Source organism: Paraburkholderia sprentiae WSM5005 (assembly GCF_001865575.2).
GTDB classification, from domain to species: Bacteria; Pseudomonadota; Gammaproteobacteria; order Burkholderiales; family Burkholderiaceae; genus Paraburkholderia; species Paraburkholderia sprentiae.
Map to the genome: position 1 here is coordinate 2,812,395 of NZ_CP017561.2, position 24,749 is coordinate 2,837,143.

Genomic DNA, 24,749 nt, shown 5'->3' on the forward strand with positions numbered 1-24,749 from the left:
GTCTAAAAATCAGTCGTTTAAAAAAATCGGACGGTCGCACCGGCACGACAGGACGAGTACGAATTCGTAGCTCACTCGCCTTTCACAAGACCATTGGACGAAGCAGCGTTAAAAAGAAGCATTTGCGGCGGTGGCTTGTAAACGAAGGCGAAGACTCGTTCACTGGCGCCTTTTGCACGGCGAACCGGATGCTCCCCGACATTCGGAGTATTGAAGAAGCCTTTGCTCAAGAATCCCAGCAGCGGCACGCCAGCCCATGAACTGACACGAATGTTCGCGGTCGCGCTGTGCGCAATTGTTCTCTCGGGCGCAAGTTAGCCAGCACAGACCAGGCCGAGACTTCGGTGTACGTCCTTCAAGCCTTATTTGTCGCGCTGTCTCTCATTCAGATTGTCGCGCCACTATGGCGTTAGCTTGCCGCCGGTTTTGTGTCGTCCAGCTCATCATTGCGGTCTTCGTTATACGGCTCGACCGCAAGGGCCGCCCCGATCGAGTACTTGATCAGCTCAGTGTCGGTCTCCACTCCAAGCTTACGCATCGCACTGGTCTTTTGCGAGCTGATGGTCTGTTTGCTGCGCTTGAGTTGCGCCGCAATTTCGTTGACAGACAGTCCCGACACAAACAGCCGAATTACCTCAGATTCACGCTTGGTGAGCGCCCGGTTACTGTAACCGGAAGATTCAATGTCGAGCTGCCAGACAATCTTCGAAATGGCAGGCGAAAAATAACGTCCATTTGCATATGCGCCATGAATTGCCGCCAGCAAATGGTCGGTCGTATCGGCCTTGCTGAGAATGCATTGAATGTCGAGCTTGAGAATAGAGCGAATAACGCCCGGATTGTCGATCATGGTCAATATGACAATCCGTAGAGCCGGGTACCGCCGCCGCAAAAAGGAAAACAGTGTGATGCCGTCGCCGTAATCGCCGCCGGGCATCGCGTAATCAGATACGAGTACGTCGCAGGGCCGCTTGCCAAGTGCGGCAAGCAATTCGGTGGAATCGCCAACCGTATCCACAACCTCAAGCGTGCGGTGCTTCTTGAGCGTATGGAGTAATCCGGCAACGACAGCTGGATGGTCGTCGGCGAGAATGACCCGGATGGCAAAATCATCCATTTGGAGGTTTCCTGCTTTGGAATGTAGTCAAGTACATTACAGATTTCGAATAAATCGGTAATGATTGAGAGGTGGCCGGCAACTTTGGACAGCCGGACAAGTGAATCGACCGGGGCCTAAGCCAGCGGTCATGCTGTTCACAGGATGAAAGCGGCAGTTGCAGGAGCGCGCGGCGGACGTGTTTGATGCGACAGGCGCGTCGAGGGCCGGTGCATTCGGCTGTCGATAGATGGCCGTGGCAACTCGCGTGACACCATGTTCGTCGAACGAGTCCGGCGCAGCATCAAGTGCGGGGAAGTTCATCTGAAGGCCAGCGAGTCGGTCAGCCATGCTCGGCGCTCCATTGGGCGAATACATCGAGCTGTACAACCGGAAACGGCCGCATCCGAGCCTGGCAAATCAGACGCCGGATGAGACATACTTCGCGACGCCGCCTGCAATAAAAACGGCCGCACGATTGCGTCGGACGCTCCAAATTCCTGGTTATCCCGACGATGGGTGATTAGGTCAGTATATCGTGCACAACAATCACGACGGCATAAAAAGTGGCAACCCACCCGGGAAACACCCGACCACCCCGGAATTTGTCAGAAATGGCGCACTCGACGTGTGAATATCCTCGGAGGCCGTTTTCATAGCAGTCGTTCAACACTCAGTTCCGAGAACGTTCATACGCGTTCGGTCGCATGTCTGATCAACAGGTGAGCGCTCAACCGCTGGTGTTACCAGTCTCTAGCCAATCAACCAACGCACCTGCCGACGCGTATTCCTGCAGTACCGCCGTGTAGCCGTCAAAGCGATTCGCCACTTCGCTCACGCTGTTGCCATAGTGATCGTTCTCGGCGAGCAACACATCCAGCAGCGTTCGCTTGCCCAGGTGGTACCACTGTTCGAAGAAGGCCTTGCGCACCTGATCGGTCTCGGCGGAAAGTCGTTCGTATTGGTCCGCGCGGTTGAGCATGGTGTGCGCATCCTGATCCGCGGCGCGAATGCCATACTCAAGGTCGCGCCGCTGTTGATCGAGGCGCTGCCACGTGGCCTGTGCCCGATACCCGGCCGCCGCCGTCGCCGCCTGCGTAGAACCGCCGCGAAGTGCCGCCCAGTTGAGCGTCAGCATGGTCTGCCATGGCGCGCGTTGTCCTGTGCCTCCGACGCCGGCATTCGCACTGACAACCCAGTTCACCGACGGCAGTCCGGACGCTTTCACCGCCTTCGCATTCAGGTCGGCAGCATTGGCCTCGGACTGAATCTGACGCAGGCTCGAGTGAGTATCCACCTGCTGCAGAAGTTGCGGCAGATCGCCCGGTCGGATGGGCCATGCGTGTGCGCGCGGGATCGGCGGCGTGGTCTCACCCACCAGCTTTTGCAACTTCAGCTCAGCATCACGTGCCTTTGCTTGTGCGGAATCACGCGCGGCTTCAGCTTGCAGCAGACGCGCCTTCGCCTGCGTGAGCTCGCTACCGCGACCTCGGTCGACAGCCACAATTTCACTGAGCATTTTCACGAGCGTGGCCATGCGCTCGACGAATTGCTGACTCAGGTCAACGATCGCGCGTTGCTTGCCCAGTTCGACCAGCGTGCTCGTCACGTCGAACGCATTCTGGTCGCGAGCCACGGTGTAATTGCTGCGCGCGGCATCCGAGAGACGCTCACGGCTGCCAATAGTGTTCTTTGTACGGCCCCAGTCGTACACCGTCGTGGTGATAGTCGCCGTAACTGCATTACCGTTGTCGTAGCCATTCCGATCGCCAGGACCAAATTTGACGCCCTGCGTCTGCGAGCCGATGTCAACTTGTGGCCACCGCTGCCCTTTCGCTTCATGGACGTCTGCATTCGCAGCTTCGTAGGTGGCATAGGCCTGCCCCACTTCGGGACTGCGCTTCTCCGCTTTCTCAACGGCGTTTAGGAAGATGCGACGCAGCGTGGCGCCATCCACCGAAGGCGCGTTATCGGTACTGGCCGGCTGTGCTTCGAGCCACTGCGCGAACGTCTCAGGTGGCGTGCGGCTTGCCGACGTCGACGGCTGTTTCGCCTTTGGTGAAATTGATTTCAGTGCAATTTCGGCATCGCTTACCAATGCCTGATCAGGCTTCGTTTGCGCACCTGCATCGCCAGTCGCCAGCAAGCCAAGCAGTGCCAAAGCGAGCCATGCCACGGGGCGGCGTGCGGGACCGGGGAGACCGTCCTCGTGGGTCAAGGCTTGCATCGCAGCTTGCACGTCAAGTCGAATATGTTGAGTCATGATCGGCACCGGTCAGATGATCGTTGGTGACGCGACACCTGAACCGGAATCCGGAACCCTACCCAACGATGAAACAATCTTCGTCATCCTTGGAGTCGATCAGGCTACTTCGCGTGACTGATGAACGAAACATAAAATTTCGTACTGGATCTCATTGTCGGAAAATCAGTCAGCGGGCGAAATCGGACGGCAGCAACGAAATGGCAGGACTAGTACGAATTTGGACATCGCACTGACTTCGACTATTGGGCCTACTGCGCCAGCGTCACCGTTTGCGGTAGCCGTCGAGAAAGCGCGCGATCCGGTTGATCGAATCCGCGAGGTCGTCGACGTTCGGCAGGAACACGACGCGGAAGTGATCCGGCGTCTTCCAGTTGAAGCCGGTGCCCTGCACGAGCAGCACGCGCTCTTCGAGCAGCAGGTCGAGGATGAACTGCTGGTCGTTCTGGATCGGATACACCTTCGGGTCGAGGCGCGGGAACATGTAGAGCGCCGCTTCCGGCTTCACGCAGCTTACGCCGGGGATCGCCGTCAGCATGTCGTAGGCGAGCTCGCGCTGTTTATACAGGCGCCCGCCCGGCACGATCAGGTCGTTGATGCTCTGATAGCCGCCGAGCGCGGTCTGAATCGCGTACTGGCCGGGCACGTTCGGACACAGCCGCATCGACGCGAGGATGCCGAGCCCTTCCAGATAGTCTTTCGCGAGCCGGCGGTTCTCGCCGGTCAGGCCCGAGATCGCCATCCAGCCGGCGCGATAGCCGCATGAGCGGTAGCTCTTCGACAGGCTGTTGAACGTGACGGTCAGCACGTCGTCGGACAGCGACGCCATCGACGTGTGCGTCTTGCCGTCGTAGACGATCTTGTCGTAGACCTCGTCGGCGAAGATCACGAGGCCGTGCTGGCGGGCAATCCCGATCAGGCCGAGCAGCAGTTCGTCCGAATACAGCGCGCCGGTCGGATTGTTCGGGTTGATCACGACGAGCGCGCGCGTGTTCGGCGTGATTTTCGCGCGGATGTCGTCGAGATCGGGCATCCAGCTGTTGGACTCGTCGCAGATGTAGTGCACCGGCGTGCCGCCCGCGAGGCTCACGCCGGCGGTCCACAGCGGGTAGTCGGGCGCGGGCAGCAGCACTTCGTCGCCATCGTTGACGAGGCCCTGCAGCGCCATCACGATCAGCTCGGACGCGCCGTTGCCGATGTAGATGTCGTCGAGCTCGACGCCGTGCGCGCCTTTTTGCTGCGTGTAGTGCATGATCGCCTTGCGCGCGGCGAACACGCCTTTCGAATCGGAATAGCCCGACGAGCTGGGCAGGTTCAGGATCATGTCCTGAATGATCTCGTCCGGCGCCTCGAAACCGAACGGCGCCAGATTGCCGATATTCAGCTTGATGATGCGGTGGCCCTCTTCTTCGAGCCGCTTCGCATGTTCGAGGACGGGCCCGCGAATGTCGTAGCAGACATTCAACAACTTGTTGGATTTGAGAATCGGTTTCACGACGGGCACCCTCACCCGGGATAAATAACTTGAGCAAACCCGCGACATGCAGGGTCTATGCCAAATAGCTGCAACTCCATGAGGTGCTGAAGTTCATTGCCGTGTTGGCAGCAAACTGGCATCTAATAAAACTCGACGAATTGGCGGTGACGTGCTGTTCACCATGCGCGACGGTACACTCTATCCAACAATATTCACCCCCTACTGCTTGTCGGATGATAGGGGGCCCCCCGTTTGCACAGAAATCTGACTCGCAAAGCGCGTACAGATACGCTAGACTGAACTCAGGAATCAAGGAGTGGTAGTTCAGTTGGTTAGAATACCGGCCTGTCACGCCGGGGGTCGCGGGTTCGAGTCCCGTCCACTCCGCCAGCATTACCAAAGGCGAACGTTTTGTTCGCCTTTTTTATTTGGACCGCTGCGCCGCACGAACACCACTTAGCATGTCGAACTTCATTGTTTCCACACAGAGTCGCGCCGGGAATTTTCGAAGCTGGTTCGTTTAAGTCGATGTCGGCGCGGCAGCGGTATTGCGGAGTTACCGATATTGGTTTGCTTCGGCTTCAGCGGTCGGGACATCCCTGATGAGTTACATCACTCCACGGCGATCGAACCACGCTACCGTTCCAACGTAACCAATTCGACGGATTCACGTGCTCTCGATGCACTGGGCGAACACGTCGATTCCGAACGCCACATATAGCCGGTCCTGCTACGTCGTCCTTTCACCTCCAGTGCTTGAGGCTTTCGGGCTCTGACGTGCTAATGCCTCCACTCTCGCCGCTGACCCACCCGCGATAGCTTCGCTCGCTGACCACTGTAATGGGTAACCGTCGTGATGTTCTCACACCATGCGCACTGCACACTCGCGGACTTCAATTGAAAACTTGTTTGATTTATTCATGGCTCTGCCAGCGGGGCCTGCAACGCTTCCCCGTATTGAGGTCCCTCATCCTTGAGCGTGAGTGACAACACCTTCATGACCAGTTCCTCATAGCTGATACCAACCGCGCGGGCGGCCTTCGGCGGCAGCGAGTGATCGGTCATTCCGGGCGCCGTGTTCACTTCAAGGAAGTACGGATTGCCCTCACCGTCCAGCATAAAGTCGGCGCGGCCCCAGTCGGTGCAGCCAAGCACCTCGAACGCGCGGCGCGCAAGCTCCTTCAGGCGCATCTCCTCTGGCGACGGCAGTCCGCACGGAATCAGGTATTGCGTCGCGTCGGAGATGTACTTCGCCTCGTAGTCGTAGAACTCGCCTCCGGGCACGATGCGGATGACCGGTAAATCGAGATCACCCGCAATGCATGCGGTGTATTCACCGCCGCCTTCGATGCTCTTCTCGACGAGCACTATCGTGTCGAACTTTGCCGCTTCCGCGATCGCTGCAGCCAGCGCCGTGGCCGCTTTCACCTTGATCACCGCGACGCTAGAGCCTTCGCTCGCCGGTTTCACGAAAAGAGGTAGGCCGAGTTGTGCGACGATCGCCCGCGAGCGCGCATCGTAATCATCGCCGCGCATCACAGTCTCGAATGGCGGCGTTGGAATGCCCAACTGCTGCCACACAAGCTTTGCGCGAAACTTGTCGAGCCCGAGCGCCGAACCGAGCACGCCGCTACCCGTATAACGAATGCCGTAAAAATCGAGCGCGCCCTGAATCTGCCCGTTCTCGCCGTAGCCGCCGTGCAGCGCATTGAATGCACGCGCAAAGCCCTCGTCCTTTAGAGCGGAGAGCGGCCGTACGGACGGATCAAAAAGGTGCGCATCGACGCCTCGGTCGCGCAACCCCTGCAGCACCAGTCGGCCGGAATTAATCGACACTTCACGCTCGGCGGACACGCCACCCGACAGGACCGCCACTTTGCCAAATTGTCTTGGATCGATACCACCCATCTCACCCCCTGTTGCTGCGCGAAGCGTCAAAGCCCCCGCTGCGAAAAAAACACGATCATCGCAATCAACGCATTGCGAGCGCACCACTACAGCGAGCGCCCGCTGGCATTGGCCCCGATTCGAACTACCGTACGGCAAGTCGAAACGACAAGTGAGGTGGTGACGTCGAGCCGGAAAGCGGGCTGTCGAAGCCCGAGACGCAGCGAACTACAAACCACCCGTATTGCACGAGCCTATGAAAAAAATGCCACTGAGTGTCCATTCGCAGTCCGCACTAGTCTGGGCGAAGGCGTCATGACCGAGATGACTGCCTGACAGAAAGTGCACGGTCCTTTTGCTGGACAACGCCCCCCACTGTGACCATTACGGACAATGCTTTACCGGAACTGGTACTTCCTCCGGTGATTCACCGACCCTGCTGCACATCAAGTTTCGCAAGCGCCAAGCGAATTTCCTCTGCGGACTTTCTTTGAGCCAACAGCGCCGCTGCGCGTTTCGCGTGCCTAGCGAGCAGATGACGTTGCGGCCCGGCAGCATAGGCATAGATGTGATGCGGCTTGAGGCCGGCGCCGCGCAAGCGGCGGACGTAATACAGCTGACTGTAAAAAGGAACGACACGATCCTCCGGATCCGAAATCAAATAGATTTCGGGTAGTGGGTCACGACGAATATTCCCGATTTCGTCGACCGGATCGTAATAACTCCGAGCGTCATAGAGCAGTCGGCCGGGAATTTCACGCCTGAATTCCCAATAGGCGGTAACCTGCTTCATGGAAACGAGGCCCGAAGAAAACACCGATGCCGCGATGTCCTGTCGCCTGTTCAGGAGAGCCGCGACGATCTGACCTCCAGCAGAATGTCCGGTCAGGATGAATGACTTGATGTTGTAGCGCTCTTTCAGCATGTCCAGTGCGCGCTCCATCAGTTCTATTTCTCGGTGAGTGCGTCGGATATTATGGGCGCCAGAGGAGCCATAGATACCCGGCCGGGCAACATAGAGCGCGGGGATGCCGGCGTCAGCCGACCAGTCAGCCATCTCGTTCTCGATCTCCATCGGGGAAGTCGATAGATAGGATTGTGAAATGTACCTGACGCCCCTCGCTGATCTCAGCATGACATCGCCGCTGAAATAAACAAGAGCGGCGGGATTCTCGCCACCGGATAGTCCATGCGCATAGTATCGGATGCAATCCCCCTTGCCGTTGACTTCAACCCAGAGGCTATCGGGCACCTGCGCACAGTGTTCCGGTGAACTGAACGAGCCATTCAGGGCTTGCGCAGCATCGAAGGGCTCGCTGCCCACTGGGATGTTGAGCTCTCCGGGTCGTGGATCCTTGAACGGCCCCAGTGCGGGCCGCCCCCCCAAACTGGGTTCGGCGACCCCCCAAACGCCGAAGGCGACGAAAAGAAAGCGCCGGAGTCTCCAGCGCAGAAGATGCGATAAACGCCGAACAGAACGGCCAAGCCATTGCATGATTAAGATTCCGTGAGGTTGTTCAAGAAAACCCGAGATAATCGACGATCGTCATGTGCGAACACGACCGACCGCGTGCGGATACTCTCATGGGGAACGGCGCCGCCGTCGTGGGCTCACTGAGTCACGTCTAACAGCGTGTATTGCCCGTAGGTTGGGCAGAGATCAACACGGCCTGACTCTGCGCACACGCCTTCATCCACGCCACGATGTGGTGTATGCCCGTACTGTTGGAGCCTTTGAGCAGCACCACATCCTCGTCGACGAGCTCTTCGTGAAGTGCAAGCTTCAGTTCATCCAGGGAATTCGTGTGACGTCCTCGGCGCGCAGCCGGCAACCGCTTCCAGAAATCGGTATAGAGTTTGCCCATGACATAAACACGGTCAATCGCACAACGCTCGACCACCGCAGCGAGGTCAGCATGAAGCATCAGGGCCTCGGGACCGAGTTCCGCCATCTCGCCTAGCACAGCGACCCTTCTGCGGGCATGCTTCATGTCCCTTAAATGCTCCAAGGCCGCCTGCATCGAACCGGGATTGGCATTGTAGGCATGGTCGACGACGGTCAGATGCCGTCCGTCAAGCGTCAGCTCAAGCTCCTCACCCCGGCCGGACAGGGCCGCAAAGCGTGCGATTCGTTCGAGCGCGGGTTCAAGCGGATAGTTGAGCGCCAAGACGGAAGCGAGGACGGCCACGCTGTTCAGCGCCATGTGCAAGCCCGCAGCCCCAATCGGGAAGGTGATATCGCGCCCTCTGATACGGACAGTGGCCGACTGCCGCGCCGAATCATGGTCCACGAGCTGAAAGTCACTCTCGGCAGTCCTGCCATAAGTAAAGATTTTCAGATCTCGTTCCATGGCCGCCTGATAGACGGTGTCCCATTCGAGCATGTCGCGATTGAGTATCACGGTACTTCCGGCAGACATGCCAAGGAAGATCATGCTCTTGGTCCGTGCGATGTCGGTGATTGTGCTGCTTTTGCCGAGGTGTGCAGGCTGGATATTGGTGAAAATACTGATGTTCGGGCGCGCTATGAGCGCGCTCTTCCTCATGTTGCCCACGGCAACTTCCAGGACGACATGAGGGGTATCCCAGTTGATCGACGCAAGATTCCAGCTCAGGCCGTGGGGAAGGTTTGCGTTGAACGCACTCGCTGCCGTCTGGCCGTAAGCATTGAGGGCATCAGACAGCATGGCCACGAGCGTAGTCTTGCCAGCGCTTCCCGTCACTGCCAGGACGGTCCCGCTCATCTGCTGGCGTGCGTAGGCACCCATCGCAAGAATTGCCTCACCCGTATCTGCGACATGCAGGACCGGCAAATCGTCAAGTTGAGCCTGCGCATCAGGATCCGTCGTGATGACGCCCGCTGGGCGCGTGTGCATCTGTCGAATAACAGAAACAGGAATCCCCCGATCGCCCTCACCGACTCGGGCGACCACCACGTTTCCGGCCCTCATGGCAGGCGCGTAAATACAAAGGCCATTCGCCGTCCACCCCGATGGCGGCGGTGTGAGCCATGTCCCCTGCGTGACTGACTGGATCACGGAGGCGCTCCACTTCCGCCCCGGCGTAGAGGATACGGCACCGTGCTGCGCGTTCAGATAGTTTAGATAGGCGACGAACCCGGACAGATAGTGCTCGACGTCGTCAATTCGGACCCGGAAGGCATGGTGACGGATGAAGAAGCTGCCAGTGATCTTGGCCGGATTGGCGAAGTACATGGCGAGTTCCGGCCAGAAATGGCCGTTCAGAAGGCGCTGTGCTCGCGCATGCAATGCATGAAAGAACTTATCCAGATCGATTTCGGCGAGTAGATGCTCCATGCCGGGTTCCTGCTGCAGTCGGCTGATCATCTGCTCGGCAGCCGTCATCAATTCAAGGAGGGTCGGAAAGGTCGTGATCCTGTCGACTACGAAGTCGAGGTAGCTGGCGAAGTTCTGGATCCCGAACTTGTAATACGCTTCCAGTGGCCTGTGACGGGTCAGTTCGTTCACGCAATAGCTGAGCCAGTGGTCATGCGCCTTCCAGTGTTTTGCCTCGATGAAATGAGCGAACGCCTTTTTTACTGCTTCGAGCCATCTCGCATCGCCAGTCAGGCCATAAAGGCGCATCAGGCCAAAGGCTGCTTCGCCATCGTAATAAATGATCCGGAATGCCTGTTTGACCGACAAATCCGGATAGTTCAGCACGTGGCTGAACCTGCCGGTGTCCGCATCCTGCATGAAGAGGATGCCTGTCGCGAGCTGCTCAAGCAGAGTCAGATATTCACCCGACCCGGTCAGCTGGCTATATTTAACCAGCGCGAGAAGGCACACGCCGTTTCCACCCAGTTTGATTTCGGCGCGTGCGTCAACCAGAAACGCCGCCTGGGCCCCGGACGGCAATTCCACCGGCATGATGAGTTCGTTGACGAGATAACGCAGAGCTGCGTCGATTGCTATCTCGAGGTCATGATCCCGGGTCACTTCCCAGGCTTCGAGCATTGCGTAGACCGAACTCGCGTGTCGCAGACAGTTGTAGGTGCCGATCGCCCGATCGAAGCAGGGATGCCAGCCATAATGAAAGCGTCCGTCTTGCTGTACCTGCCCGGCCAGATAGCGGCTGCCGGAGGCGACGAGCGCCCTGACGTCTGCCGGCTGAAGATGTTCGATGATACGGCGGCCTGCATTCAGGCCAGTTCCGTGCAAAAGATGCACTTCCGGCGATTGCAGACTTGTGAACGCCCCGCGGGTCGAGAACACATAGACCTCCCGCGCGTCTGCGAAGTCCACATTGGCGAGCTGGTGCCGGATGGCGGCATACCGTTGGAAGTTCTTCGTGTTCACGACGGCATGCGCCGTTGCCGGACCACCATACAGCATGGCATTGGCATTCAGTTCGGTCTCCAGGAAGGCATGCCCGAAACTCCTGTCCAGCGACAGACCGCAACGGAAATAATTGCGTTTGGTCTGTTCGAGGCGGGCTCGCAGTGCTTTCCAAGTGGTGACCTCGACCTTTTCGACCCAGTCCACGCGAAGCCACTGGACACCCTCTCCGGTTGCGCCGGTAGCCTGGGTGGCCCGCGCCATGGCGATGTCCCATGCCTCGGCAAATGTCGGTGCCGTTGCACTCACGACGTCGGCTCGCCGCTGCCCGTCGCTCCATGAAAAGAACAGGACAAAAGACGGCCAAGCCGCCGCCAACGGATTGACCTGCGGTTCAACGACAGTGCGCAACCGCGCGAACAGTGCAGGCAAATCTGTGGGAGTGAACGGGATGGGCAACATGGTTTTACTCTCGGGTAAGGGGAAAAAAACGCCTTCGGCGAGATACCTGACGACTATGTTTCGTCTCGCAGCGGCAAATGAGATCTGACTGGAGACAATCGACAAATCCAGTATATACACTTGTCGAACGATGTCTTGCACAGGTTCGACTCTGTGATCGAAAGACTGCCCCCCTGAATTTCGCTTCGGGGGGTTAGTCGCGTATCGGCACAATCAGCGTTGCGCCGGCGAACTCGAGCTCCCGTCGCCATTGCTCGATGAACTCCCGTTTGCGCACCCGAGAGGCAAAGATAAACTCATTGAGCATTCTGTGAAAGACCTCCTGGTCACTATCGTGTAACGCCGCATAAGCGAGCAATACATTGATTGCAGGAATCGCTGGTTGTTTTGCCATCACAACTCCGTGATTGAAGCTCTCGTCAATTGCGTGTGGCGAAAGACAGATTAATAACAATAAGATGTAGCGAAATTAGGCTTTTCGGACTGTCAACTTTTTGACTTCGCGATAACTGACGGTCTTTTTTGGCCTGACAGGAAGCAGGCGTCTGGCAACGCATTCATGAACGTCGGCCCTTCGAGCGTTCGATTGCATAGGCTTCGCTCGTTTGGATGTCTGAACATTTGCTATGAACGCTACACTCCTATTCACCAAGCATTCCTGTCCCTCGCGTGCGCCTCGATCTGCTGGACGCCCCCCACGCCGCTTTTGATTCATTTCGCAACAACGTTTGGGGCGAACGCGACTTCCGGATTCGGGAAAGGCTGTGCGCCGCAGCAGCCTGCGTCCGCCGTCCCGTCAGGCCGGATGGGACAGGTTCACACGCACCACCACGCGGCGGTTGGGCTCGTTGCAGGCAATCTGTTGCTGCATCGTGCCGCTGCACTCCGAAACTACGGCATCGGAATTGCCCGCGCTTTCGGCTGCAATCTTCGACGTCGGAATACCCCGCTCAATCAGCATCCGGCGAACCGTCATCGCACGCTGCTCGCCAAGTTTCTGCGCCGCTGCTTCCGAGCCGATCATGTCTGCGTGGCCAATCACCGTGACGGCTTCCAGCGATGCGTTCTCCGCGAGAATCTGCTCAGCAAGACGCGAAATCTCCGCCCGGCCTTTGCCGGTCATGTCTTGGCTGCCAGACTTGCCGAACGCGAATAGCGCGTCGCCCTTGAGCGTGTAGTTTTTCACCAAGGCAGGCTGTGCCGCCGCGGCGGGTTGTCCCACAGTGACTGACGGATAGTCACACGCCTGAACTGCCGATGCACGGGAAAGCACGTGCATTTGCGCGCGCATGCCCTGCAACTGGGTTTCGGCTTCGTTGCGCGGCACCACTACGGGTGCGCCATTGTTGCCACGCGGCGCGACCTTTACGAAGTAGGTCATGCCGTCCTTCAGTTCAGCGCGAGATCCACTGGTGGTCTTGCCTCTATAGAGCGGTGCATCGTCGATGTACGCACCTAGCGTGTGTTCGCCCGGCTTCACGCAAAAGATGCTGTAGCCGTTAGGCAGCAATGCGGTCTGCAGGTCGCCATCAACATAGACGTCAGCGGCAGACGAACGGCCCGCACCCGCGGATGCGTCACGGTAGTAGACGATCTGTGCCTGCTGCGAGCTGACCTGGCCAACAGGCGCGTAGCTCTGGCCGAATACCTTGCCAAGCTGCGTGCCGGCGCCGCTCATCGGTGCAGCTCCGGGTGCGCCTGCCTCTGTAGTCAGCGGCTGCTGGTTGGAGAAAGATTGCTGTGCGACGGCTGGCAAGATGCCGGCCGTCACGAGCAATGCGCCTGCGAGCGCACGCTTCAATGTTTTATTGAAAGTCATGTTAGTTCACCAAAATGGCTCCCTGCACCGCCCGATGCGGTTCAGGGGACCTTGTCAAATGAATGGTCGATTCCAAGGTCCGCGACGCGGGCCATGCGTCGCGGACCGTCCAAAGGTCAGTGATTGTTCAGCGTGGTCTCGACACCGTGCTGCACCAGCAGTTCGGCGTTCAGACCCGAGTGGTAGAAGACGTCATACTCGACGCCACCCACGGTCGTAGTGCCAGACTCCTGCACCCAGTCGCCGAGGTCCTCACCGTCCGGTAGCAGGTCGGACAGATCGACCTTGTCGCCCGCATCACCCTTGACCTTCAGCTGAGTATGGCCGTCGGCAAGGAACAGGTCAGTGGCTCCCAGTTCGAGGACATCGCCCAGCGAAAGCTTGAGCGTGTTGTCACCCGTGCCGGTGATGTCGAACACTTCGATCGACGACAGCTTCTCTTCGACATTCGCCAGATCCGGCACCAACCCCGAACCCGTCAGCGTCAACACGTCCACTTCACCTTCAGTACGAATATCGCCATACGCACTGGTGGAATACTCAATGCCCTGAAGATCAAGCACCGTATCTGGATCTTCAGTCGAGGTCACGCCTATTGACTGTTCGTCACTATCGCGTGCCGAATCTGAATCGCTCGGCTTCTCATCGTCAAAGCCACTGTCAGCAGGGACATCTGCATTTGCCGTTGGGGCTGCATCTGCATCCGCATCAGACGAATCCCCGGTGTCCTGAATCTCGGAAACGGCGACCTCGTCCACCAAGACATCAGACTGGCCGGTTACGGGTTGATATTCACGAGTGTAGTAAGAACTACCCGTTATATCGAAGCCAGGAGACGCGTTGTCGAACACGATTTCCAGTCTTATCAAGGTGTAGCCTTCCGGCAAGGTCATTTCAATATGATTTGCACCTTTGTTGTTCAAATTAATAAAAGTTAATTGCTTTTCATTCCCGTACGCTCCGCTCTCGTCCTTGACAATGACCCTCACGATATAGTGGTATTTCGGATCGATTCCATCGAAATCAACCGAAAACGCAGTCGGTCGATTACCCGGGGTCCCGAGGTAATAATAGAGCATTGACGTCGGAAACTGCCCCGAATCCTGCGGCGAAGTGTTGGGACGCGTGCCTATACGCATTACACCATTCACCATCTTTACATCATGACGATCCCCGGCATTGTAGAAATTCGTGGATAGACCACTGACGGTTGATTTACTGAAATCCAACTCATAGTGTCCGGGTAGCAACAACGAGAACCCGAGTTGCCCGCTCGGTTCACTGGTGCCCACCTCATTCGACGCCACAGCCGTCAGGTTATGGTTCCCTTCGGCCAGCGGCGTCGCCGGCGTGAAGCTCCAGTTGCCATTGTCGTCAGCCTTCGTCTGCCCCAGCACCTGGCCACCATCGGAAATCGTCACTATGCTGCCCGGCTCCGCCGTGCCACGGATTTCCGGCTGTGCATCATCCGTCGTCGAACCCTGAGCGATCGGACCCGTCACCGTGCCTTGATCGTCAATCACTGCGCTGATCACCGGCGCGTCTGGCCTCTTCGTGGCCACGATGACCGTCCATGGATCCGACGGCTCGCTTTCGTTGCCCGCCGGATCGCGTTCCACCACCGTCAACTCATGCCGACCTTCGTCCAGCGGCGTATCCGGCGTGAAGCTCCAGTTGCCCTGCTCGTCGACCTTCGTCTCGCCAATCGGCGTGCCGTTGTCCTTCACGATGATCGTGTCGCCCGGATCACCCTTGCCCACCAGCGTCGGCCTCGGGTCGTCCGTGCTCTCCCCATTGCCCACCGGACCCTGAATCGGACCCACGTGGTCAATGACTTCGCCCAGCGACGGCGTGTCCGGCGGAGTCGTATCCACGATCACGGTCCACGGGTCCGACGGCTTGCTTTCGTTGCCCGCCGGATCGCGTTCCACCACCGTCAACTCATGCCGACCTTCGTCCAGCGGCGCATCCGGCGTGAAGCTCCAGTTGCCCTCCCCGTCGACCTTCGTCTCGCCAATCGGCGTGCCGTTGTCCTTCACGATGATCGTGTCGCCCGGATCACCCTTGCCCACCAGCGTCGGCCTCGGGTCGTCCGTGCTCTCCCCATTGCCCACCGGACCTAGGATCGGACCCACGTGGTCAATGACTTCGCCCAGCGACGGCGTGTCCGGCAGAGTCGCGTCCACGATCACGATCCACGGATCCGACGGCTTGCTTCCGTTGCCCGCCGGATCGCGTTCCACCAGCGTGAACTCATGCTTGCCTTCGCCCAGCGGCGTGTCAGGCGTGAAGGTCCAGTTGCCCTCCTCGTCGACCTTCGTCTCGCCAATCGGCGTGCCGTTGTCGATCACGATGATCGTGTCGCCCGGTTCGCCCTTGCCCACTAGCGTCGGCTGCGTGTCGTCCGCGCTCTCGCCATTGCCCACCGGACCCTGGATCGGACCCACGTGGTCAATGACTTCGCCCAGCGACGGCGTCTCCGGCGGAATCGTGTCCACGATCACGGTCCACGGATCCGACGGCTTGCTTTCGTTGCCCGCCGGATCGCGTTCCACCAGCGTGAACTCATGCTTGCCTTCGCCCAGCGGCGTGTCAGGCGTGAAGCTCCAGTTGCCCGCCTCGTCGACCTTCGTCTCGCCAATCGGCGTGCCGTTGTCGATCACGATGATCGTGTCGCCCGGTTCACCCTTGCCCACCAGCGTCGGCTGCGTGTCGTCCGTGCTCTCGCCATTGTCCACCGGACCCTGGATCGGACCCACGTGGTCAATGACTTCGCCCAGCGACGGCGTCTCCGGCGCATCGGCCAGCGTACCGAGCCTCATATGGGTGGTCGGGCTCGGCTGTGAGACGTGGCCCGCCGCGTCGCTCACCGTATAAGTAATGTCGAACTCCGTTTCCAGGTCGACCAAGTCTTCCGCCGGGATACGCATCTTAATAACCCCCTGGAGACCGTCGGCCACTGACACCACGTGCTCGTAAGTCTTGCCGTTCCAGTCCAATTTGATCGTGTCGCCCACGGCCATGTCCCCATAGGCCGGGATCAATACCCATGTGCCGGTGGTGGCTTCCTCCCTGTTGATCACACCATCTGCCATATCCGGTACAGAAGGCGCCTTCAGGTCCGTCCATGGTTCCGGTAGTTCCGGCACGTCGGCATCGGCGTCCGCATCCGCATCCGCATCCGCATCCGCATCCGCATCCGCGTCCGCATCCGCATCCGCATCCGCATCCGCATCCGCATCCGCATCCGCATCCGCATCCGCATCCGCGTCCGCGTCCGCGTCCGCGTCGGCATCCGCGTCGGCATCAGCATCAGCGTCTGCATCTGCATCCGAGTCAGCATCGGCGTCTGAATCAGCATCCGCGTCGGCATCGGCGTCCGAATCAGCATCTGCATCCGAGTCCGCATCCGAGTCCGCATCCGCGTCAGCATCCGCGTCAGCATCCGCATCAGCGTCGGCGTCTGCATCCGCATCCGCATCAGCATCGGCATCAGCATCGGCATCGGTATCCGCATCGGCGTCAGCGTCAGCGTCAGCGTCCGCATCTGCATCTGCGTCTGCATCCGCATCAGCGTCGGCATCCGCGTCAGCATCCGCATCGGCATCGGCATCGGCATCGGCATCGGCATCAGCATCCGCGTCAGCATCCGCGTCGGCGTCGGCATCCGCGTCGGCATCCGCGTCGGCATCGGCATCGGCATCGGCATCGGCATCGGCATCGGCGTCAGCGTCAGCGTCCGAATCAGCATCGGCGTCCGCATCCGCATCCGCATCCGCATCCGCATCCGCATCCGCATCCGCATCCGCATCCGCATCCGCATCCGCATCCGCATCCGCATCCGCATCGGCATCCGCATCGGCGTCTGCATCCGCGTCAGCATCGGCATCTGCATCTGCATCCGAGTCCGCATCCGCATCAGCATCAGCATCTGCATCTGCATCTGCATCCGAATCCGAGTCGGCGTCGGCGTCGGCATCGGCATCGGCATCGGCATCGGCGTCAGCATCCGCGTCCGAATCAGCATCGGCATCAGCATCCGCGTCAGCGTCGGCATCGGCATCGGCATCGGCATCGGCGTCAGCATCCGCGTCCGAATCAGCATCGGCATCCGCATCCGCATCCGCATCCGCATCCGCATCCGCATCCGCATCCGCATCAGCGTCCGCGTCCGCGTCCGAATCAGCATCGGCATCGGTATCCGCATCGGCGTCAGCGTCCGCGTCCGCATCCGCATCCGCATCCGCATCCGCATCCGCATCCGCATCCGCATCCGCATCCGCATCCGCATCAGCGTCCGCGTCCGAATCAGCATCGGCATCGGTATCCGCATCGGCGTCAGCGTCAGCGTCCGCATCAGCATCCGCATCAGCATCCGCATCCGCATCCGCATCCGCATCCGCATCCGCATCCGCATCCGCATCAGCGTCCGCGTCCGCGTCCGAATCAGCATCGGCATCGGTATCCGCATCGGCGTCAGCGTCCGCGTCCGCATCCGCATCCGCATCCGCATCCGCATCCGCATCCGCATCCGCATCCGCATCCGCATCCGCATCCGCATCCGCATCCGCATCCGCATCCGCGTCCGCGTCCGCGTCCGCGTCCGCATCCGCATCCGCGTCCGCGTCCGCGTCCGCGTCCGCGTCGGCATCCGCGTCGGCATCAGCATCAGCGTCTGCATCTGCATCCGAGTCAGCATCGGCGTCTGAATCAGCATCCGCGTCGGCATCGGCGTCCGAATCAGCATCTGCATCCGAGTCCGCATCCGAGTCCGCATCCGCGTCAGCATCCGCGTCAGCATCCGCATCAGCGTCGGCGTCTGCATCCGCATCCGCATCAGCATCGGCATCAGCTTCGGCATCGGTATCCGCATCGGCGTCAGCGTCAGCGTCAGCGTCAGCATCTGCATCTGCGTCTGCATCCGCATCAGCGTCGGCATCCGCGTCAGCATCCGCATCGGCATCGGCATCGGCATCGGCATCGGCATCGGCATCGGCATCAGCATCCGCGTCAGCATCCGCGTCGGCGTCGGCATCCGCGTCGGCATCCGCGTCGGCATCGGCATCGGCATCGGCATCGGCATCGGCATCGGCGTCAGCGTCAGCGTCCGAATCAGCATCGGCGTCCGCATCCGCATCCGCATCCGCATCCGCATCCGCATCCGCATCCGCATCCGCATCCGCATCGGCATCCGCATCGGCGTCTGCATCCGCGTCAGCATCGGCATCTGCATCTGCATCCGAGTCCGCATCCGCGTCAGCATCCGCGTCAGCATCCGCGTCAGCATCCGCATCAGCGTCGGCATCGGCATCGGTATCCGCATCGGCGTCAGCGTCAGCGTCAGCGTCCGCATCTGCATCTGCGTCTGCATCCGCATCCGCGTCGGCATCCGCGTCAGCATCCGCATCGGCATCGGCATCAGCATCCGCGTCAGCATCCGCGTCGGCATCCGCGTCGGCATCCGCGTCGGCATCGGCATCGGCATCGGCATCGGCATCGGCATCGGCATCGGCATCGGCATCGGCATCGGCATCGGCGTCAGCGTCCGCGTCCGCGTCCGCATCGGCGTCGGCATCCGCGTCCGCGTCCGCGTCCGCATCCGAGTCTGCGTCGGCGTCTGCATCCGCATCTGCATCGGCATCGGCGTCAGCGTCAGCGTCAGCATCAGCGTCCGAATCAGCATCCGCATCCGCATCCGCATCCGCATCCGCATCCGCATCCGCATCAGCGTCCGCGTCCGAATCAGCATCGGCATCGGTATCCGCATCGGCGTCAGCGTCAGCGTCCGCATCAGCATCCGCATCAGCATCAGCATCCGCATCAGCATCAGCATCCGCATCAGCATCAGCATCCGCATCCGCATCAGCGTCAGCATCAGCATCAGCATCAGCGTCTGCATCTGCATCAGCGTCGGCATCTGCATCCGAGTCAGCATCCGCATCAGCGTCAGCGTCAGCGTCGGCATCTGCGTCGGCATCCGCATCCGCATCAGCATCAGCATCTGCATCTGCATCTGCATCTGCATCTGCATCCGAATCCGAGTCGGCGTCGGCGTCGGCATCGGCATCGGCATCGGCATCGGCGTCAGCATCCGCGTCCGAATCAGCATCGGCATCAGCATCCGCGTCAGCGTCGGCATCGGCATCGGCATCGGCGTCAGCATCCGCGTCCGAATCAGCATCGGCATCCGCATCCGCATCCGCATCCGCATCCGCATCAGCGTCCGCGTCCGCGTCCGAATCAGCATCGGCATCGGTATCCGCATCGGCGTCAGCGTCCGCGTCCGCATCCGCATCCGCATCCGCATCCGCATCCGCATCCGCATCCGCATCCGCATCCGCATCCGCATCCGCATCCGCATCCGCGTCAGCATCCGCGTCGGCGTCGGCATCTGCGTCCGCATCTGCATCTGCATCTGCATCTGCATCCGAGTCGGCGTCGGCGTCGGCATCCGCATCCGCATCTGCATCCGCATCCGAATCCGAGTCGGCGTCGGCGTCGGCGTCGGCATCGGCATCGGCATCGGCATCGGCATCGGCGTCAGCATCCGCGTCCGCGTCCGCATCGGCGTCGGCATCCGAGTCTGCGTCGGCGTCTGCATCCGCATCTGCATCTGCATCGGCATCGGCATCGGCATCGGCGTCAGCGTCAGCATCAGCATCAGCGTCCGAATCAGCATCCGCATCCGCATCAGCGTCCGCGTCCGCGTCCGAATCAGCATCGGCATCGGTATCCGCATCGGCGTCAGCGTCAGCGTCCGCATCCGCATCCGCATCCGCATCCGCATCCGCATCCGCATCCGCATCCGCATCAGCGTCGGCATCAGCATCCGAGTCTGCGTCGGCGTCTGCATCCGCGTCTGAATCGGAGTCAGCGTCGGCATCGGCATCGGCATCGGCATCGGCATCAGCATCGGCATCGGCGTCAGCATCCGCGTCCGAATCAGCATCGGCATCAGCATCGGCATCAGCATCCGCGTCGGCATCGGCATCGGCATCGGCATCGGCGTCAGCATCCGCGTCCGAATCAGCATCGGCATCAGCATCCGCATCCGCATCCGCATCCGCATCCGCGTCGGCATCTGCATCTACATCTGCATCTGCATCTGCATCTGCATCCGCGTCCGCATCCGCATCCGCATCCGCATCCGCATCCGCGTCAGCATCCGCATCCGCATCCGAGTCTGCGTCGGCGTCAGCATCCGCATCCGCATCCGCGTCTGCGTCGGCGTCTGCATCGGCATCGGCATCGGCATCCGCGTCCGAATCAGCATCGGCGTCGGCGTCGGCGTCGGCATCGGCATCGGCATCGGCATCGGCATCGGCATCGGCGTCCGCATCAGCGTCCGAATCAGCATCAGCATCCGCATCAGCATCAGCGTCGGCATCTGCATCCGAGTCAGCATCCGCATCCGCATCAGCGTCAGCGTCGGCATCTGCATCTGCATCTGCATCCGCATCCGAGTCGGCGTCGGCGTCTGCATCCGCATCCGCATCCGCATCCGCATCCGCATCCGCGTCAGCATCCGCGTCGGCGTCGGCATCTGCGTCCGCATCAGCATCTGCATCTGCATCCGAGTCTGCGTCGGCGTCTGCATCCGCATCCGCATCTGCATCCGCATCCGAATCCGAGTCGGCGTCGGCGTCGGCATCGGCATCGGCATCGGCGTCAGCATCCGCGTCCGCGTCCGCGTCCGCATCGGCGTCGGCGTCGGCGTCGGCGTCGGCGTCGGCGTCGGCATCCGAGTCTGCGTCGGCGTCTGCATCCGCATCTGCATCGGCATCGGCGTCAGCATCAGCGTCCGAATCAGCATCCGCATCCGCATCAGCGTCCGCGTCCGAATCAGCATCGGCATCGGTATCCGCATCGGCGTCAGCGTCAGCGTCTGCATCAGCATCCGCATCAGCATCAGCATCAGCATCCGCATCAGCATCAGCATCCGCATCCGCATCAGCATCAGCGTCGGCATCTGCATCCGAGTCTGCGTCGGCGTCTGCATCCGCATCTGAATCGGAGTCAGCGTCGGCATCGGCATCGGCATCGGCATCGGCATCGGCGTCAGCATCCGCGTCCGAATCAGCATCGGCATCAGCATCCGCATCAGCATCCGCGTCGGCATCGGCATCGGCGTCAGCATCCGCGTCCGAATCAGCATCGGCATCAGCATCCGCGTCGGCATCCGCGTCGGCATCCGCGTCGGCATCCGCGTCGGCATCTGCATCTGCATCTGCATCTGCATCCGCATCCGCATCCGCATCCGCATCGGCATCCGCATCCGCATCCGCATCCGCATCCGCATCCGCGTCAGCATCCGCATCCGCGTCCGCGTCGGCGTCCGCGTCAGCATCAGCATCAGCGTCGGCATCTGCATCTGCATCTGCATCTGCATCTGCATCTGCATCCGCATCCGCATCCGAGTCTGCGTCGGCGTCTGCATCCGCATCTGAATCCGAGTCGGCGTCGGCATCTGCGTCCGCATCCGCATCCGCATCCGCATCCGCGTCAGCATCCGCATCCGCATCCGCGTCTGCGTCGGCGTCTGCATCGGCATCGGCATCGGCATCGGCATCCGCGTCCGAATCAGCATCGGCGTCGGCGTCGGCATCGGCGTCGGCGTCGGCGTCGGCATCGGCATCGGCATCGGCATCGGCATCGGCATCGGCATCGGCATCGGCATCGGCGTCAGCATCAGCATCAGCGTCCGCATCAGCATCAGCGTCGGCATCTGCATCCGAGTCAGCATCCGCATCAGCGTCAGCGTCGGCATCTGCATCTGCATCTGCATCCGCATCCGAGTCTGCGTCTGCATCCGCATCCGCATCCGCATCCGCGTCAGCATCCGCGTCGGCGTCGGCATCTGCGTCCGCATCAGCATCTGCATCTGCATCCGAGTCTGCGTCGGCGTCTGCATCCGCATCCGCATCCGCATCTGCATCCGCATCCGAATCCGAGTCGGCGTCGGCATCGGCATCGGCATCGGCATCGGCGTCAGCATCCGCGTCCGCGTCCGCGTCCGCATCGGCGTCGGCGTCGGCGTCGGCGTCGGCGTCGGCGTCGGCGTCGGCATCCGAGTCTGCGTCGGCGTCTGCATCCGCATCTGCATCGGCATCGGCGTCAGCGTCAGCATCAGCGTCCGAATCAGCATCAGCATCCGCATCCGCATCAGCGTCCGCGTCCGAATCAGCATCGGCATCGGTATCCGCATCGGCGTCAGCGTCAGCGTCCGCATCAGCATCGGCATCAGCATCCGCGTCGGCATCCGCGTCGGCATCCGCGTCTGCATCCGCGTCAGCATCAGCATCAGCATCAGCATCAGCATCAGCATCAGCGTCGGCATCAGCATCCGAGTCTGCGTCGGCGTCTGCATCCGCATCTGAATCGGAGTCAGCGTCGGCATCGGCATCGGCATCGGTGTCAGCATCGGCATCGGCATCGGCGTCAGCATCCGCGTCCGAATCAGCATCGGCATCAGCATCCGCGTCGGCATCCGCGTCCGCATCCGCGTCAGCGTCCGCATCAGCATCCGCGTCGGCATCCGCGTCAGCATCAGCATCAGCGTCCGCGTCAGCATCAGCATCAGCGTCCGAATCAGCATCAGCATCCGCATCCGCATCAGCGTCCGCGTCCGAATCAGCATCGGCATCGGTATCCGCATCGGCGTCAGCGTCAGCGTCCGCATCTGCATCCGCATCAGCGTCGGCATCTGCATCTGCATCCGCATCCGCATCCGCATCCGCATCCGCGTCAGCATCCGCATCCGCATCCGCATCAGCGTCGGCATCTGCATCCGCATCCGCATCCGCATCCGCATCCGCATCCGAGTCTGCGTCGGCGTCTGCATCCGCATCCGAATCCGAATCCGAATCCGAATCCGAGTCGGCGTCGGCGTCGGCGTCGGCATCGGCATCGGCATCGGCATCGGCGTCAGCATCCGCGTCCGCGTCCGCGTCCGCATCGGCATCGGCGTCAGCGTCAGCATCAGCGTCCGAATCAGCATCGGCGTCCGCATCCGCATCCGCATCCGCATCAGCGTCAGCGTCCGCGTCCGAATCAGCATCGGCATCGGCATCGGCATCGGCATCGGCATCTGCGTCCGCATCCGCATCCGCGTCAGCATCGGCATCTGCATCCGAATCTGCATCGGCGTCAGCGTCGGCGTCCGCATCGGCATCCCCATCCGCATCGTCTTGCTCACCCGGCGGCGTCTGTGCATCCGAAACAGGATCTACGCCCTCTGACCCGCCACTACGGCCGCCGCCGGCCACAGCGATCCCTGCACCCAGAGCTGCAAGCGCCCCCAGACCCAAAAAGCCGAGGCCCGCCAAGCTCACACCAGGTGCAGCTAAGACATTCCCGCTGAGCCCGTTCAGCTGCTGTGCGCCCAGCACCAGAGGCGAGTCGGTGCCGTCCGCAAGAAAAGCGGCTTTATGGTCATCCTCGCCGTCTGCAGCGATATATTCGTGATACGCCCCGTCTTCTCCCAAGCCGATCAGCGCGCCTTCATTGCCGTAAAAGTCTTCGATGATCAGTTGCGGTTGGTCGAGCTCCGTCCCTTCCAGGCTGACCAGAAGTTTCTTGCCGGAACGGCGTACGGTAATGTTTTGAGGACCATGGCCAGTGTCGTTCTGGGCCAGAATCAACTTGCCGCCCTTGATGGCGCGGATATGAACGGGTGCGCCTTGCGCAGAACCGCGCAATTCGACCGTCTGCTTGATCGTGTTGCCGTCGATAACGGCCAGCTTCACTGAATTCGTACTCACAGTAATATTCCTTTTATTAGGCGTGGGCGCGCTGGCCCAGCTGGCCAGCATATGGATGGAAAATCGTGACCCGGCTGCCGCCGGATTCATCTACGTTCATTTTTGATAAGTGCCTCGATAAACGGAACGGGACCGATCCGCATTGAAGTAGGACTGGAACGAAAATGATGTTTGGCTGGGAAATCAGCCAGGGAAATCGCCCAAGGCTCTTTAAGGAATGTCCGCCAAAGTTCTGGCATTGGGATTCGGGCAGAGCCTCCTGTGAAGTACGACTGGATTGACGCGCACGACGACTACTTTCCGCGGGCGGCGCTGCGCGAGGTCCCGCCACCCAGCGCGACTTCAACCAGGGGACGCAGTAGGTTGCACAAGCCGTTCGGCTGGCGTTTCGTACTTCATGCCGTCTTCGGACGTTTATTGATCCTGTCGTCGAGGACCCCAATCGAGTGGTCAATGAGGTGGCCGGAGATATCAGCTTCTCTCTCGTTCGGTCTGTCCACAGAGAGACTAATCTGCACCGTAGGTTTTTAAGAGTTCCATCTTGAGGAGTCAAAAGACGCATCTCGTTCGATGCAATCGAAGATCAAACGCTCCAGTGTCCCGCGCGATGGAATTCGTTCGACGCTCAAGACGACGGCGACGAGAAAAGTCGCCGGAGTTGCGGTTTTGTTGCCATGCATGCCATGA

At 60.5% G+C, this 24,749-nt stretch carries 9 protein-coding genes and 1 tRNA gene; 1 reads left to right on the top strand and 9 read right to left on the bottom strand.

The genetic code is table 11. From position 1 onward, the window contains the following. Positions 1–409 precede the first annotated feature (409 nt). The 3 genes from BJG93_RS12800 to BJG93_RS12810 all read right to left on the bottom strand — a co-directional run bounded on the left by BJG93_RS12800 (position 410) and on the right by BJG93_RS12810 (position 4,863). Complete coding sequence (locus BJG93_RS12800; RefSeq protein ID WP_027198637.1) at positions 410–1,117, bottom strand: response regulator; 708 nt, start codon at positions 1,115–1,117, stop codon at positions 410–412. A 709-nt stretch (positions 1,118–1,826) separates the two neighbouring features. Next, positions 1,827–3,359, bottom strand: coding sequence for a TolC family protein (locus BJG93_RS12805; protein ID WP_027198638.1), 1,533 nt, complete (start codon positions 3,357–3,359; stop codon positions 1,827–1,829). A 265-nt stretch (positions 3,360–3,624) separates the two neighbouring features. Further along, the gene (locus tag BJG93_RS12810) at positions 3,625–4,863 is read right to left on the bottom strand and encodes a pyridoxal phosphate-dependent aminotransferase (RefSeq protein WP_071336500.1); all 1,239 of its coding nucleotides are present in this window, start codon (positions 4,861–4,863) and stop codon (positions 3,625–3,627) included. A 286-nt stretch (positions 4,864–5,149) separates the two neighbouring features. On the opposite strand from BJG93_RS12810, the gene BJG93_RS12815 reads away from it, so the two are divergent. Then, a tRNA-Asp gene (locus BJG93_RS12815) sits at positions 5,150–5,226 on the top strand. 528 nt (positions 5,227–5,754) lie between these two features. Here BJG93_RS12815 and BJG93_RS12820 read toward each other — a convergent pair. From BJG93_RS12820 to BJG93_RS12845, 6 genes are all read right to left on the bottom strand, one after another. Then, on the bottom strand, positions 5,755–6,744 hold the full coding sequence (locus tag BJG93_RS12820) for a D-alanine--D-alanine ligase (protein WP_051374433.1): 990 nt from the start codon (positions 6,742–6,744) through the stop codon (positions 5,755–5,757). Between the two features lie 406 nt (positions 6,745–7,150). Then, positions 7,151–8,218: an alpha/beta hydrolase family protein gene (locus tag BJG93_RS12825; protein WP_027198640.1), complete on the bottom strand. Its 1,068-nt coding sequence runs from the start codon at positions 8,216–8,218 to the stop codon at positions 7,151–7,153. Between the two features lie 130 nt (positions 8,219–8,348). Continuing rightward, complete coding sequence (locus BJG93_RS12830; protein ID WP_231337402.1) at positions 8,349–11,624, bottom strand: UDP-N-acetylmuramoyl-tripeptide--D-alanyl-D-alanine ligase; 3,276 nt, start codon at positions 11,622–11,624, stop codon at positions 8,349–8,351. A gap of 52 nt (positions 11,625–11,676) precedes the next feature. Next, complete coding sequence (locus tag BJG93_RS12835; protein WP_027198642.1) at positions 11,677–11,877, bottom strand: hypothetical protein; 201 nt, start codon at positions 11,875–11,877, stop codon at positions 11,677–11,679. Positions 11,878–12,279: 402 nt separating this feature from the next. After that, positions 12,280–13,302, bottom strand: a complete 1,023-nt coding sequence (locus tag BJG93_RS12840) for an OmpA family protein (protein ID WP_027198643.1) — start codon at positions 13,300–13,302, stop codon at positions 12,280–12,282. Between the two features lie 116 nt (positions 13,303–13,418). Next, complete coding sequence (locus tag BJG93_RS12845; RefSeq protein ID WP_231337476.1) at positions 13,419–24,062, bottom strand: hypothetical protein; 10,644 nt, start codon at positions 24,060–24,062, stop codon at positions 13,419–13,421. Between the last annotated feature and the right edge of the window lie 687 nt (positions 24,063–24,749).

What these genes read in the sequence shown, in the direction of transcription:
- BJG93_RS12800 (WP_027198637.1), bottom strand. Translation starts at nt 1,117, where the DNA reads ATGGATGATTTTGCCATCCGGGTCATTCTCGCCGACGACCATCCAGCT.
- BJG93_RS12805 (WP_027198638.1), bottom strand. Translation starts at nt 3,359, where the DNA reads ATGACTCAACATATTCGACTTGACGTGCAAGCTGCGATGCAAGCCTTG.
- BJG93_RS12820 (WP_051374433.1), bottom strand. Translation starts at nt 6,744, where the DNA reads ATGGGTGGTATCGATCCAAGACAATTTGGCAAAGTGGCGGTCCTGTCG.
- BJG93_RS12825 (WP_027198640.1), bottom strand. Translation starts at nt 8,218, where the DNA reads ATGCAATGGCTTGGCCGTTCTGTTCGGCGTTTATCGCATCTTCTGCGC.
- BJG93_RS12835 (WP_027198642.1), bottom strand. Translation starts at nt 11,877, where the DNA reads ATGGCAAAACAACCAGCGATTCCTGCAATCAATGTATTGCTCGCTTAT.
- BJG93_RS12840 (WP_027198643.1), bottom strand. Translation starts at nt 13,302, where the DNA reads ATGACTTTCAATAAAACATTGAAGCGTGCGCTCGCAGGCGCATTGCTC.